Raw genomic sequence first — 13,490 nt, 5'->3', positions numbered from 1 at the left:
ACCGGCACGGCGTCCCGCGCACTAAAAATAAAGGAGAAGAACTCACATGTTGGATATGAAAGTAATCCGGGAAAATGCGGATCGAGTCAAAGCGGCAATGAAAAGCAGAAATATGGATGCAGATCAGGTGATCGATTCCATTTTGCAGATTGATACGGACCGCCGCCGCGTCACCGGTGAAACGGAAGCACTGAAGGCCCAGCAGAATGCGGATACCAAGCAGATCCCCATCTTGAGAAAAGAGGGGAAAGATACTGCCGAGCTGATGGCCCGGCTCAAGCAGCTTTCCGACCAGATCAAAGAAAAGGATGCACAGCTTGGCGAGCTGGAGGAAAAGCAGCGCGGCCTGCTCCTGACTCTGCCGAATATTCCGGCGGCGGATGTGCCTTTGGGTAAGGACGATACCGAGAACAAAGAGCTGCGCCGCTGGCACGAGCCCACTCAGTTCGATTTTGAACCGAAACCTCACTGGGACCTGGGCAAAGAGCTTGGAATTCTCGATCCCGAAACGGCCGCCAAGGTCACGGGCGCGCGCTTCCACTTTTATAAGGGGCTCGGCGCACGCTTGGAGCGCGCTATTATCAACTTCTTTTTGAATACGCATATTGAAAACGGGTACACCGAGGTGTTCCCGCCCTTCATGGTCAACCGCGCGTCCATGACCGGCACCGGCCAATTGCCGAAGTTCGAGATGGACGCATACAAGGTGATTAATAAAGATACCGCCGAGGATTACTTTTTGATTCCCACTGCGGAGGTGCCGGTGACGAACATGCACCGCAGCGAGATTCTGGAGGGCGCCAGCCTGCCGATCAAGTACTGCGCGTATTCCGCCTGCTTCCGTGCGGAGGCGGGTTCCGCCGGTCGCGATACCCGCGGCCTGATCCGTCAGCATCAATTCAACAAGGTGGAGCTGGTCAAGTTCGCCGACCCCGCCAGTTCCTATCAGGAGCTGGAATCCCTCACAAACGACGCCGAGCGCGTTTTGCAGCTTTTGGGCCTGCCGTACCGTGTGGTTTGTCTCTCCACCGGCGACTTGGGCTTCTCCGCCGCCAAAACCTACGACATCGAGGTCTGGATGCCCTCCTACAACCGCTATGTGGAAATATCCTCCTGCTCGAACTTTGAGGATTTTCAGGCGCGCCGCGCACAGATTCGCTTTAAGGCAACTCAGCGCGACAAGGCACAGCTGGTGCATACCCTGAACGGCTCCGGCGTGGCAGTAGGCCGCACCGTTGCAGCGATTCTGGAAAATTACCAGAATGAGGACGGCAGCGTCACGATTCCGGAGGTTCTGCGCCCGTTCATGGGCGTAGATGTCATCAAATTCCCGGAATAAGCCGCGGCGCCTTATCCCGCCGGTAAAACGAACCGATCACCGTTTAGAAACGGGCGGAACAGTTACTTTTTATCCGCCCCGGGAGCACTTCCGGGGCGGTTCTTTCAAAGGAGCGTAGAGATGGGTCTGAATGCAAAATTGAGTGAATACACACAGCAGGTGAAACTGACAACATACGATATGGATGCGAACAATACCCTGCGTCCGTCTGCAATGCTGCGCTACTGTCAGGAGGTCTGTGAGTTGCACCTGGCCTGCTACGGGCTGACGCACGAGAAGATGCAGGGCGACGGAATTGTTTTTGTGTTTACCCGCGCAGGCGGAATGGTACACCGCTGGCCGCGCCAGCACGACCCCGTCACTATAGTCACGCGCGCGTGCGGGGTGGTCGGCGTGCAGTTTTACCGCAGCTTTAATTTTTACTGCGGCGACGAGCATCTGGCGGAGGTTTTGCAGGCCTCCGTCGTTGTCAGCACGCAGGAGCACAGGTTGCTGCGCCCAAAGGCTTTTCTGGATTACGGGGTTGGCGCAGGCGACAATACGGGGCAGAAGCTGGATCGCATGAATTTACCAAAAGAAATGCCCGTTGTGGGGGAACGAGAAGTGAGATATTCTGATCTGGATTATAACGGACATGTGAATAACTCGGTTTACAGCGATATTTTCTGCGATTACGTTCCGGGCGGAATGCACGGGCGCGCGCTGCGCGAGTTCCAGATTCATTATGTTCTGGAAAGCCGCGAGGGCGAGGTGCTGCAGATTCAGCGCGACGAGCGCGACGGGCAGATTTTGATGCGCGGCGTGAATCCGCGCGGCGTCAGCTTTGAATATGTGGGCCGGGTGGAGTGATTCTTTTCTATATAAAAATATATTTTCGATTTTTGTATTGACAACAGGGACAAGTATATAATATAATTAATAACGCTCCGCTTGTGCGTTGTTTCTATGGCGGCATAGCTCAGTTGGCTAGAGCATTCGGTTCATACCCGAAGTGTCGATGGTTCAAGTCCATTTGCCGCTACCAGCGGCCCGGTCGTCAAGTGGTTAAGACACCGCCCTTTCACGGCGGGTTCACGGGTTCGAATCCCGTCCGGGTCACCACACAAGCAGGATTCCCCCGATTCCTTCGGGGGAATCGTTATTCGGACGCATAGCTCAGCTGGTTAGAGCGTTCGCCTCACACGCGAGAGGTCGTGGGTTCGAGTCCCTCTGCGTCCACCAAAAAAACAGGTCGAAATTGATGCGAAATTGTATCAGTTTCAGCCTGTTTTTATGTTGTAATAAAAAAACTGAGCGATGAAATCAGTTGAATTTTAGATCGCATGTACAACACGAGGTTGCTTAAGGATATTGAAATAAAAGAAGGTTATGGTAATTTAAAGGATATCAAAGCGCTTTTTCAAGAATACACATCCTGGCTTGGTATTGATTTATCCTATCAAAATTACACAGAGGAGTATTTATGTCTGCCCGGAAAGTATGCTAAACCGGACGGTAGGTTGTACATTGCGTATGTGGACGGAATGGCCGCTGGCTGCATCGGTTTACGCAAACTGGATACTCAAAAAGCAGAAATAAAAAGGCTTTATGTCCGCACACAGTTCCGGGGCCTTCATATTGGGAGATTGCTTGCAGAGCAGGTGGTTCAGGAGGCCAAAGCGATTGGCTATCAGTCGATTGTGTTAGATACGCTGTTTTCGATGGAAAGCGCTAGAGGGCTTTATAAAAGTTTGGGGTTTATAGAAACCCCTCCCTATTATGAAACACCGGTGCCAGACACTTGTTTCCTGTATTTGGCGTTATAACTTTGATAACAAAGGGGGACGCGATACATCTATTTTGACCTGATACACAAAGTAAAGTCATACATGAGGATTTCAACTCCTGTATGACTTTTTGTTTTACCTATGTTAAAATGAAGGAAGCTACCCGTTGTTTATCCAACTGAAAGGAAAAGTGCGAATTATGATTTCAAGAAATGGCATGGGATTGTGCCGATTCAAAATAGAAATGAATTTGAGAAATATGAATATGAGACAGGCGTGAAAGATACTATGGCGTTAAACGGAAATAGAGGCGCTTATTTGAAAATTGTTGAACAGGGTAAATATGCACATTTCTTCTTGTGTACAAAGTGGGACTCAATGCAAAGTATGATAGCATATGCAGGAAATCAGCCTTCGGTTGCTGTGACATATCCGGAGGATGACAAATGTGGACTAATATCCGACCCTGTTGTGGTTATACAAGAGGTAATGGATGGCTGTAATCCTTTTGAGAATTAGGTGTGTGACTAACCTAATTCATGCAAATAAGTAGCCTTGGCACAATTTTGAGCGCTCATTATGAGCATTACCGGAAGAACCATACTTATTGGAGTTCTTGATGATACTATTTGAGGACGCGATCGCACAAATGCACATCTTACAAATAGGATACAACCCCAATTTAACGTGGCTTGCAAAATGATTCAGTCTGATTTTTTATGTTATACCGGAGCACACATACCTATTGGTACACCAGCTTTCATTTCAGGCTGGTGTACTTTTTTTATGCCCGTCGTGATAAAATGCAACCAAACCGCATTCTCAATCGTAATATTATTGAAGGCCTTCATGACAAACAATAAGGAGCATTTTATGAGATTGTCAACAGAAGAGACGGTGCAAAGGTATGGCGACCGGCTTTTCAGAATTGCATTCAACATATGTCGCAACCCTGCCGATGCAGATGACGTGGTTCAGGATACTTTCATTAAATATCATTCGTCCAAGAAAGAATTTGATGATGAAACAAATTTGAAAGCGTGGCTGATCCGTGTGACGATTAACCGGGCAAAGGATATCACATTGTCATTTTGGAGAAAGCACAAAGAAACGCTGGAAGAATATGTGGAAACTTTGGTTTTTGAAGAACCGGAGGACAGCCGGCTTTTTGAAGCGGTGATGCAGCTGCCGCAGAAGTATCGGATTGCCATTCATCTGTATTATTACGAAGGATATTCCGTTCGGGAAATCGCCGACATATTGAAAAAGCGTGAGAACACCGTGAAAAGTCAGCTTGGCAGAGGAAGAATGCTCTTAAAAGAAATGCTAAAGGAGGAATGGGACAATGAATCTTAATGAAAGATACCAAAGGGCGTTTTCAGCTGTTCATACCTCTACGGATTACTACAAAGGAGCAAAACAAATGAATACAATGCATAAAATTAAGTTGCCGAAAGCGGTGGCAATATGTCTGGCGGTTGTTCTTGCGCTCGGCACAGCCTCCGTTGCTTATGCGGCGGATGTCGGGGGAATTCAAAGAACCGTACAGATATGGTTTGAAGGCGACCGAACAGACGCTATTCTGGACATTCGTGATGACGGCTCATACCATCTGTCGCAGAAAAAAAAGGATGGAACGGTGCGGGAAGAAGGAGGCGGAGGCGTCGCCATCGAGCCAGACGGCAAAGAGCGTCCTCTTACCGAAGATGAAATAATGGAACATCTGAATGAACCCGATGTTTCGTATCAGGATGACGGTACGGTGTGGGTTTATTATTATGATCAGGCGCTTGACATTACAGATAAATTTGATAACGGTGTGTGTTATGTGAAACTGATTCATGATGGGAACGAATTGTATTTGACCGTAAAATACCGCGACGGGTATTCTTTCAGTCCCAACCGCTATATCAGCGCAGACAATGGAAACTGATGGATCGGCATCGATGGCGCTGCGCATCATTGACGATTCCCCGCGTGTGCAGAATGAGAGCGCATAGCGTCTGCCCCAATATGAAACTGCCGAGGCCGGATGCTGGAGAAATACACAAAGGACATGGCTTGCCGAATGGCAAGCCATGTCCTTTTCAGCCTGTTGTTATCGGCAGGTTTACTGTGCCAACGGGCGGCTGTTTTCGTATTTACTCCTGCTCCTGGAGTGTCTCCGTACTCCGACCGGTAGCCATCTGGTCGAGGAAGATACCGGCGATTACAATGAGCAGGCCAATCAGCTTGAGAGGCACGACTTTTCCCGCCGCAACGGCGTCCAGAACAAAGCCGGTGCCCAACTGGGCGGCCAGCAGGATGATGGTTGAGTACGAAACCCGTACCCGTTCCATCGCGATTACGGTCAGCACCATTGCCACAAGGCCGAAGACACCGCCCAGCAGATGAACCAGCGGAACCGCGGACCAGTGAGAGAGGTCGGCAAGACGGCTGTCGCCGAGCAGAAGGACGATCACAAGGGAAATCAGGGTTGCCTCTAAATAATTGATGAGAGTTCCGTTGATTGTGCCAAGGGATTTTTTTGCCTCCAGGTTGATCATCTTATTGATAACGGTGACAAAGCCGTTGACCGCGGCGAGCAGGACAAAGAACAGCATATAGTTTCTCCTTCTTTTATGAGAAAATCATCAGGAGCAGACCGGTCAGGATCACCGCAAAGGCGGGAACCCGCCGCCAGTTGAATTTGTTGACCGGAACGCGGAACCATCCAAAATGATCTACAACGGCGGAGCCCACCAGCTGCGCGGTGATGGAGAGCACCATGGTGAGGGCCGCGCCGATGTACGCGGTGCTCAGGCTGGTCATCACGATGACCGCAACGCCCATAAACCCCACGAAATACACATAGCGTGGGGCGCCCATAAGCTGAATTTTTTCTTTTTGAAACAGCTTTGCGGCGGCCAGCAGCATCACTGCCCCGATCAGGTGAACCAGAAAGCTGACCTCGAACAGATTAAAGTCGGCGGCGAGTCTTCCGTTCAGGCTGACCATCAGCCCCAAACAGATGCCGCTCACAAGCAAAAGGAAAAAGTTCATCGAAAGGCCCCTTCCGCGCTTAGATTTATGGTATTATTATTGCACAGAATCCGCGGGAGCGGTTATGACAGATGTCATAGAAGGGGAGAAATCCGATGAAGTATCTGGAGCTTGGGCAAAAGCCGGAATTGATGGAGCAGGTGCGCAGCGTTCGGTCGGAATTGTCCGACGCGGCGTTTCGGTGCTTTCGCTTATGTCGGTTCGATGCGGGGGAGCTTTTGTACACGGAGGGCCAGCAGGCCGGCTGCTTTCTGATTTTGCTCGCCGGCAGCTGCAAGGTATTCAAAACGCTCGAGAACGGCCGCACTGTGCTGCTGTGCCTTTACGACGACATTCAGGTGATCGGGGAGTTTGAGCTGTTTGGTGACCCCGTAGCCAAAACGAATGTGCAGGCGCTTACCGAAACATACTGCCTTGCGGCTTTCGTTCAGGACCAGCGGGAGCAGCTGTTGGCCGACAACTCCTTTTTGCAGTTTGTGTGCCGCCAGACCTGTGCCAAAACGGAACGAAACAACGCGAATATTGCCATTAACCTGCTGTACCCGCTGGAGCAGCGGCTGGTGGGGTATGTGCTTGTCATGCAGAAAAACGGGGTCTTTTCGGCCAATTACACGCTGCTGGCCGAAACCCTCGGCTGCAGCCTGCGGCACTTGCTGCGCACCTTCCGCAGCCTCTGCGATAAGGGCCTGCTGCAAAAGACAAAGGCCGGCTACCGGCTGGCAAATACCGAGGCTCTCGAAAAGATTGCGGGGAATGTGTACCGCCAGTAAGGTCACACCCGCATATTTGCTGCCCGGTTTGAATAGAAAATCGGTGGGCTCTTCGCACTGCGGGGAGCCTTTTTTGTTTGTCTTGACAAGCTGGGGAAATGGTGGTATTCTCATTTTGCGACCAAAATATAGATAATGGTCATTTTATTTACGAAAAATAGTCCCGAGAAAGGAGGATCCCATGGCGCCGAAAAAATTCGACTGGCAAGAGCGGGAAGAAGTGCGGGTTCAGATGCTGGAGGCGGGCTACGATTTAATCCGGCAGTACGGCATGACCCATACGTCGGTAGAAAAGGTGACGGCTGCCGTAGGCCTCGGCAAAAGTACCTTTTATCATTTTTTCCCGAGTAAGGAACGCTTTGTCTATGAAATAATGGAATATCTGCGCGCGCAGCTGATGGATTCTTTTCAGCAGCTTTTGGCCGGGCGGGAAAAGCTGCCGATTCCGCAGGCAAAGGAATTCCTGAAAAAAATCATTTTCAGCGAACGGAGCATCTACCAGTATTTGACCGCCGAGGAGGAGGAAAAGCTGCGCGCCGCCCTGCCGCCGGAATGCTTTCCGGATGCTCGGCACGAATCGCAGGTGATGATGCGGCTGTTCGGGAGAATGGAGGGAGTGCGCGCCGATCTGGATGAACATCTGGTGGCAAATCTACTGAAGATCATGGCGCTGGCCCAGATCAATCAGGCCCAGCTGCATGCCGACGCGCTGGAGCGTACGCTCCAAAAAATGTATGGGCTGTTGTTTTCCTGCGTTTTTACAGAGGAAAGGTGAAAAGTTCTTTTCTTTGCACCTGCGTTACATGAAACCAACTAGGAGAGAAGGCCGACCATGCGAATAAACACCTGTGGATCCAAAGAAAAGCCATGCATATTGCTGCTGCACACCATGTTTACCACAGGCAGATTGTTTGAGGCTCTGATTCCGGCACTGGCACAGGATTATTTTCTGGTGATCCCCACACTGGACGGGTACGACCCCGACGAAAAAACGGAGTACCCCGGCACCGGGGAAGAGCTGGAGCGGGTTGAGGCCTGTTTAAAGGAAAAGCAGGTTCGGGAGCTCGCCGCTGCGGCAGGCAGCTCATTGGGCGCCATGCTGGCCTGGGGGCTGTGGCAGCGCCGCCGGCTCCCGATTCGCCGTCTGGTACTGGACAGTCCGCCTTTTGGCTGGAGTGCTGTGCAGGCAGCGGAAAATACGAAGAGCTTTTGGCAGCTGGTTCAGGCGGTGCAGGCCGCTCCGGAGGCCCCCAATGTGTTTGATGCGCACTACGGGGAATTCGGTGCAGAAATGCGGCATTCCTGCCGAAGCCTCACCCGCGGTACGATCCGCCGCTCCTGTGAAACATGCTTTGGCCCTCAGCTGCCGCGGCATATTCCGGGCGGCGGCACAAAGATTATTCTGGTTTACGGCGGGGAGGACCCCAATTACCAGCACCGGAAAAAGGATCTGGAGAATCGGCCGGATTTTTCCCTGGTGGTAAAGCCGGGCTTTGGCCACTGCGGTTTTTTAATGCAAAGTCCGCTTGAATTTGCCAAGCTGTTGAAGGAGGAATGAAGCGATGTCGCCTGTACTGTCCGCTGTTTTCGAGGGTTTAATCTGGTCCGCTCTGTGGATCATGATGCTGCTGTTTTTATTCTACCGCTATCCCTGGCTCCTGGTGCACGATTATCCGCCGGATGCCCGTGCGGCAGCCCGCCTGCCGGAGCCTTCGTCCGCACAGCGCCGGAGCGGAATCCGGTTTACTGTATTCTGCTATGTCATTTTGATCGGTACGCTGCTCGCGGCGGGGCTGGTTCACTACGCCGCCGCCCCGGTGTCGTTCGGCACGGTGCTTTTGCACCTGTGGATCATCTGCATGTCCTGGAATGTGGTGGACCTTCTGGTGATGGATTGGCTGCTGTTCTGCACGATTACCCCGAAGAGCTTTATCTTGCCCGGCACGGAGGGCTGCAAGGGGTATAAGGATTATTGGTTTCATCTGGTCGGTTTTGGGAAAGGGTGCATTTATATGACACTGTTTGCCCTTGCCTTTGCCGCCATCGATTTTGCAGTCCTGAAATTCGCGCTCTGGTAAGAGCGGAACAAGCGGCTCTCAAACATCTCTTTCAGACGCGATTGAGAATACGATGCGTTTGGCAAGGGGGAAAGCGCCGAAGCCCCACACCGTGCCCGGGCGGAACTCTTTACAAAGATGGCTGGAAATGGTATCATTTCAATCATAAAATAAAAAAAAGAAAGGATACGACAGACATGGGAGTAATCGGAAGTGCGGACGGCCCAACCTCTATTATCGTGTCTTCGGAACCTACAGGTATGAGTATGCTGGGTATTTTGGCCATTGCGGCTGTTGCAGTCATCATCGTAGTCATTGCCCTGGTGGCCTGGGCGCTTACCAGACACGGCAAGGAATAAAATCTGCCGCGGGGGGCGGGGGGCTCTTTTTCCCGACACTTTGTGAATGAGAACCTCATAGAGACCAAAACAAATGAAAAGCGTTTGAAGCCCTATCGCAAACAAGGATCTTTCTTGTTTGCGATTTTTTCAGGAGGATGTATGTGGAATTATATTTGGCCGATTTTCATGGTGATCGGAGCGAACGCGCTGTACCATGTGTGCGCAAAATCAACCCCGCTCACCGTGGAGCCGCTGGCTTCTCTTACCGTTACCTATCTGACGGCCGCGGCCGGCTCATTGATTTTGTTTTTTCTGGTGGGAGAAAATAAAGATCTGCTGCAGGAGGTACATAAGGTCAATTGGACAAGCTTTGCGCTGGGGCTTGCGATTATAGCGCTGGAGCTGGGGTATCTGCTTGTGTACCGCGCAGGGTGGAAGGTGGGCATGGGCTCGCTGGTGGCGAACGCAGGGCTTGCGTGTGTGCTGCTTGTGGTCGGCCTTGCCTTTTTCAAAGAGAGCTTCTCTGCCCGCCAGCTGGTCGGGATGGGCGTCTGTGTGCTGGGCATTTTCCTCATAGCCAAATAAAACAGGAAGGGCCGGCAAAACGCCGGCCCTTCTCGCTGTGCTTAGGGAGTGACCAAAAACAGGTTGTAGTTTGATCCCTGCAGGCCATATTCCGTATAGTTTGCATCGGTAAGGGTAATGTCGAGAGCACCCTGAACAGACGGCGTATTGGGAACATTCTGTTCCGCAGTCTGACCAACGTCTACCTCAACGTTAAATTCTGTGGTATTCGGCTCGTACCCGGCAGGAGCGGCTACCTCCGTCAGGTGATACGTCTGAGGTGTGCCGGTAATGGTCATCACGTTCGGGAACGAAATGGCTCCGTTGCTGTCTGTGGGAGAAGAAACAGAAACCAGGGGCTTGTCGTTGCTGTCCGCCAGCTTAAAGGTTGCACCCGGCAGCACAAAATTGGGGAATCCCGCAACGTGCTTCGTCACCGTGATGGTGCCTGTCTCTGTCGGCGAATTGGTGTGATCTTCCTCTACGGGAGTCGCAGTGGAAATGGTGATCGTGTATTCCGTGGGATCCAGAGTATAGCCTGTTGGAGCGCTGGCCTGCACGTATTTGTAGGTTCCGGGCGGCAGACCTGTAAATGCGGCCAGTCCGTTTTCGTTCGTCAGGGCGCTGCCAATCAGTATATCCGCCATAAAGTAAAAACTCCTTTTGGTAAGGTATATTCGGGGTAGTTTTTGTCCCGCAGGGTGATCAGCAAAGAACCCTCCCCTGCTGTGCGAAATGGGAAAGCCAGGCACTTGGGGCAGAGTGTGTTCAGGCAAATCCCCAAGCCCTGCGCAACAGGTTGAAAGGGACTGCTGTCCGCTGCCCAAATCCGGTAAAATCCGTCATGGTAAAAAGGGAGACATACCATTCCCCAACTGTTTGTGATTCCGCTGCCGACGCAGGTTCCGGCGGAATCCGTAAGAAAGATGCAGGCCCTGCAAAGCGGCAGCTGTTCTGTATAACAATACAAATTGAGGGAACCGATATTTCGACAGTGGTTCATATAAGGCACAGTCCTTTTTCTTGATTTCGGGAGCACTACCTCCGTTTCAGTATATGTGCTCTTTTGGCGGCGTGTGCGGCTATATCTTCCCGCAGAATTCAAAATCAGAGCAAATCTCTTATTTTTTTCAACGAATACCGCAGCTAAAATTTGCATATCATCTCAAACAGACAAGTTGTTTTACAAGATTTTTTCATTTGAAATGCGGCAGACAGACGGGGAATATGTGGCCGCGGCTTTGCCGGGCAGGCGGCAGAGGGGCAAGCTGCCCGGTTGCTTTTTTTCGAGAGATACGGTATAATACATCTATTACGTCTTGAAAAAAAGGATTTTGAGAAAGCGGAATCTTCTTGGCTTTGTTCTGTCATAATAACCTTACGCTGCAATGAAAAGCAACGCTTTCGGCGGCCGGGAGAATATGGAAACAGGACAGGCTTTCGGATCTTTTTAAAGATTACGGCAAAACGGAATTTTCTGGATTTTATCCTGTTATAATCATTGTAAATAGACAAAAAGAGAGGTTAATCCCCTATGAAAAAATGGATGGCTATTGTAACCGCCGGGGTTATGGCGGTTTCTTTTGCGGGATGCGGCGCGGGCGATGTTGGCAGTGCGGAATACATGGCCAGCAAGGCGGCGGCGTCTCAGGCAGCGGCGTCGTCTTCTCAGCCGGCGCAGAGCAGCCAGGCTGAGGTAAAGTATGAAAACTCCCTGAAAGGCCTGCAGCAGTATATGATGGCCAAGGGAGTGGCGGAAGGTGAGCCCATCTCCATGGAAGCAGGCTTGATTGGCGCCAAGGAAGGCGTCAGGTACCGCGGCAGCTTTGAGGGCAAAGATAACATTACGCTGGAATTGTATCGGTACGATCCTTCCGATCAAAATGAAGCCGCACAGAAAGTTCTGGCAGATGTGAAGGAGAAGGGCACTTTCACCATTATGGAGAAGCAGGTTCCCGCCACTTTGAACGGCGATTACCTGATGGTTTATTCCGACACGCAGACCGGAGAGGTTCACGAGAAGCGCGCGGAAGAGGTCAAACAGATTTTTTTGAATTTTCAGAAGTAATCCAATATAGGTGCTAAAATAACAGACGCCTCCACTACAACGGAGGCGTCTGTTATTTTAATTTCTCTTGCTGTTTGGTAATATCGCATCTTTAGAGTAAAGGTATTGTTTTTTTATACTGAAATTCAACAGCTTGAGGCGGTGAAAATTCTGCGCCGGGGAATGCGTCGTTACCGTCAAAAATATTAAATGGGGAACGAATTGTGAAAGAAACAACTCCGGCCTTTGAGGATCTTCTGATATACTATTATATATAGCTTATATTGCAAAGCGGTGCTTGCCGATCGTTGTAATGACCTTGCGAGAGAAAATCCACTTGCTTGTCGATTTGGCGGGATTATAATAGTATATCGCTCCGCCGGACGGGTCGGAGCCGTTGATCGCGTCGCGCGCGGCCTTATAGGCAGAATCTGCTACCGGCGCGTTGATGCCGCCGTCGTTCAGGCACGAGAACGCACCCGGCTGATAGATCACGCCCGCAAGCGTGTTGGGGAACGAAGGGTGCGAAATGCGGTTGAGGATTACCGCACCCACAGCAACCTGGCCCGCGTAAGGTTCACCGCGCGATTCCGCGGAGATGATGCGTGCGAGAAGGTCGACGTCGCCGCTGCTATACTGCCCCTGCCCGCCGCCAGCGCTTCCTGAGGAAGAGGAGGTGGTGATCCCCATCGCTTTGAGGGTTTGCGGCCCGGCGACGCCGTCTGCCGTCAGTCTGTTCTTTTTTTGAAACTTGATGACGGCCTGCTTCGTCTGTTCGCCGTAGATCCCATCCACACTGCCGGAGTAATAGCCCCAGTTTTTCAGCTTGGTTTGAATCTGCTTGACCTCGTTACCGCGCGAACCGACTCTCGAAAGCGTTTCGAGAGAGGTGCCTCCACGCAGGCGTATCATGGCCTGCTCGCCTACGCCGCTGACAATGGAGATCATCAGCAGATTTACGAGCAGGATCATTAGAATGCGCCAGATGTATTTTCCAAATTCCTTATACTCTCTTTCTTGGGCATGCTTCATCAGTTATCACAATCCATTCTATCAGTCCTTGAGAAAAGAATTCCCATACAGAACGGATTTATTCGGCGGCGAAAGAAGCTTTCTTCAGAAACAGTAAAACTCCTTTTCGCCTGAAAAGGTCGAAAAATGGCTTAAAACCTGAAAAAACAAGTCGAAAAAGAGATATTTTTAAAAAAAACCGAAAAAACTTCAAAAAAAGCATTGACAATAGAGGAATGGTTTGGTATTATAGTCAAGCGCCTTACGAAACGGCGCACGAAACGAAAGGCCGAAAAGCCCGGTAGAATCGGACAGGACCTTGAAAATTAAACAACGAGAAAGACAAGAAGGAACCCGTAATTTTTGAGAGAAAGCTTCTTGGAAACGAGAAGTGAGTACTTCCGGATAAGAGTTTTCAGAACTCTATAAAAACTGAGAAACGCGAAAGCGTACTATTGAGCAGATAAAATGCTCTAAAATAGTTTAGACCGGCTTCAAGCCGTTTTAATACCATATTTTAGAGAGTTTGATCCTGGCTCAGGACGAACGCTGG

At 50.8% G+C, this 13,490-nt stretch carries 17 protein-coding genes and 3 tRNA genes; 16 read left to right on the top strand and 4 right to left on the bottom strand.

Features of this window, described 5'->3' with window-relative positions:
• The first annotated feature begins 46 nt into the window (after positions 1-46).
• From serS to G340_RS0115585, 9 genes are all read left to right on the top strand, one after another.
• Positions 47-1,339: a serine--tRNA ligase gene (gene serS, locus G340_RS0115620; RefSeq protein ID WP_020074577.1), complete on the top strand. Its 1,293-nt coding sequence runs from the start codon at positions 47-49 to the stop codon at positions 1,337-1,339.
• A 120-nt stretch (positions 1,340-1,459) separates the two neighbouring features.
• Complete coding sequence (locus tag G340_RS0115615) at positions 1,460-2,188, top strand: acyl-[acyl-carrier-protein] thioesterase (RefSeq protein WP_020074576.1); 729 nt, start codon at positions 1,460-1,462, stop codon at positions 2,186-2,188.
• A gap of 98 nt (positions 2,189-2,286) precedes the next feature.
• A tRNA-Met gene (locus G340_RS0115610) sits at positions 2,287-2,363 on the top strand.
• 2 nt (positions 2,364-2,365) lie between these two features.
• A tRNA-Glu gene (locus G340_RS0115605) sits at positions 2,366-2,440 on the top strand.
• A 43-nt stretch (positions 2,441-2,483) separates the two neighbouring features.
• A tRNA-Val gene (locus G340_RS0115600) sits at positions 2,484-2,560 on the top strand.
• Between the two features lie 101 nt (positions 2,561-2,661).
• Positions 2,662-3,144: a GNAT family N-acetyltransferase gene (locus G340_RS0115595; RefSeq protein WP_020074575.1), complete on the top strand. Its 483-nt coding sequence runs from the start codon at positions 2,662-2,664 to the stop codon at positions 3,142-3,144.
• Positions 3,145-3,330: 186 nt separating this feature from the next.
• A complete protein-coding gene (locus G340_RS17660; protein ID WP_326522429.1) occupies positions 3,331-3,624 on the top strand; it encodes a hypothetical protein in 294 nt (97 codons plus the stop codon).
• A gap of 180 nt (positions 3,625-3,804) precedes the next feature.
• Positions 3,805-4,461, top strand: a complete 657-nt coding sequence (locus tag G340_RS0115590; protein ID WP_326522428.1) for an RNA polymerase sigma factor — start codon at positions 3,805-3,807, stop codon at positions 4,459-4,461.
• The gene (locus G340_RS0115585) at positions 4,451-5,038 is read left to right on the top strand and encodes a hypothetical protein (RefSeq protein ID WP_027104039.1); all 588 of its coding nucleotides are present in this window, start codon (positions 4,451-4,453) and stop codon (positions 5,036-5,038) included. The genes G340_RS0115590 and G340_RS0115585 overlap by 11 nt, the downstream gene beginning before the upstream one ends.
• Before the next feature lie 208 nt (positions 5,039-5,246).
• Here G340_RS0115585 and G340_RS0115580 read toward each other — a convergent pair whose 3' ends face one another.
• Both G340_RS0115580 and G340_RS0115575 read right to left on the bottom strand, forming a co-directional pair.
• Positions 5,247-5,708: a DMT family transporter gene (locus G340_RS0115580; RefSeq protein ID WP_020074572.1), complete on the bottom strand. Its 462-nt coding sequence runs from the start codon at positions 5,706-5,708 to the stop codon at positions 5,247-5,249.
• A gap of 16 nt (positions 5,709-5,724) precedes the next feature.
• Positions 5,725-6,147: a DMT family transporter gene (locus G340_RS0115575; RefSeq protein ID WP_020074571.1), complete on the bottom strand. Its 423-nt coding sequence runs from the start codon at positions 6,145-6,147 to the stop codon at positions 5,725-5,727.
• 95 nt (positions 6,148-6,242) lie between these two features.
• Between G340_RS0115575 and G340_RS0115570 the strand changes: the two genes are divergently transcribed.
• The 6 genes from G340_RS0115570 (at position 6,243) to G340_RS0115545 (ending at position 9,900) form a co-directional block, all read left to right on the top strand.
• The gene (locus G340_RS0115570) at positions 6,243-6,917 is read left to right on the top strand and encodes a cyclic nucleotide-binding domain-containing protein (protein ID WP_020074570.1); all 675 of its coding nucleotides are present in this window, start codon (positions 6,243-6,245) and stop codon (positions 6,915-6,917) included.
• A gap of 181 nt (positions 6,918-7,098) precedes the next feature.
• A complete protein-coding gene (locus G340_RS0115565) occupies positions 7,099-7,692 on the top strand; it encodes a TetR/AcrR family transcriptional regulator (protein WP_020074569.1) in 594 nt (197 codons plus the stop codon).
• 114 nt (positions 7,693-7,806) lie between these two features.
• Entirely contained in the window at positions 7,807-8,475 is a 669-nt protein-coding gene (locus G340_RS0115560; RefSeq protein ID WP_177309682.1) for an alpha/beta fold hydrolase, read from the top strand.
• Between the two features lie 4 nt (positions 8,476-8,479).
• Positions 8,480-8,995, top strand: a complete 516-nt coding sequence (locus G340_RS0115555) for a hypothetical protein (protein WP_020074567.1) — start codon at positions 8,480-8,482, stop codon at positions 8,993-8,995.
• 176 nt (positions 8,996-9,171) lie between these two features.
• Positions 9,172-9,333, top strand: a complete 162-nt coding sequence (locus G340_RS18130) for a hypothetical protein (protein WP_020074566.1) — start codon at positions 9,172-9,174, stop codon at positions 9,331-9,333.
• Positions 9,334-9,474: 141 nt separating this feature from the next.
• On the top strand, positions 9,475-9,900 hold the full coding sequence (locus tag G340_RS0115545; protein ID WP_020074565.1) for an EamA family transporter: 426 nt from the start codon (positions 9,475-9,477) through the stop codon (positions 9,898-9,900).
• A 41-nt stretch (positions 9,901-9,941) separates the two neighbouring features.
• Here the strand turns inward: G340_RS0115545 and G340_RS0115540 are convergent, their stop codons facing one another.
• Complete coding sequence (locus G340_RS0115540) at positions 9,942-10,526, bottom strand: MSCRAMM family protein (RefSeq protein WP_020074564.1); 585 nt, start codon at positions 10,524-10,526, stop codon at positions 9,942-9,944.
• 899 nt (positions 10,527-11,425) lie between these two features.
• Between G340_RS0115540 and G340_RS0115530 the strand changes: the two genes are divergently transcribed.
• Positions 11,426-11,947: a hypothetical protein gene (locus G340_RS0115530; protein WP_326522427.1), complete on the top strand. Its 522-nt coding sequence runs from the start codon at positions 11,426-11,428 to the stop codon at positions 11,945-11,947.
• Between the two features lie 258 nt (positions 11,948-12,205).
• Here the strand turns inward: G340_RS0115530 and sleB are convergent, their stop codons facing one another.
• On the bottom strand, positions 12,206-12,958 hold the full coding sequence (gene sleB / locus G340_RS0115525; RefSeq protein ID WP_020074561.1) for a spore cortex-lytic enzyme: 753 nt from the start codon (positions 12,956-12,958) through the stop codon (positions 12,206-12,208).
• Positions 12,959-13,490: the final 532 nt, after the last annotated feature.

The sequence above is a fragment of the Faecalispora sporosphaeroides DSM 1294 genome (assembly GCA_000383295.1).
Classification (GTDB): Bacteria; Bacillota; Clostridia; order Oscillospirales; family Acutalibacteraceae; genus Faecalispora; species Faecalispora sporosphaeroides.
Note: the sequence above shows the minus strand (reverse complement) of the source record. Positions and strands in the feature narration are given on the sequence as shown.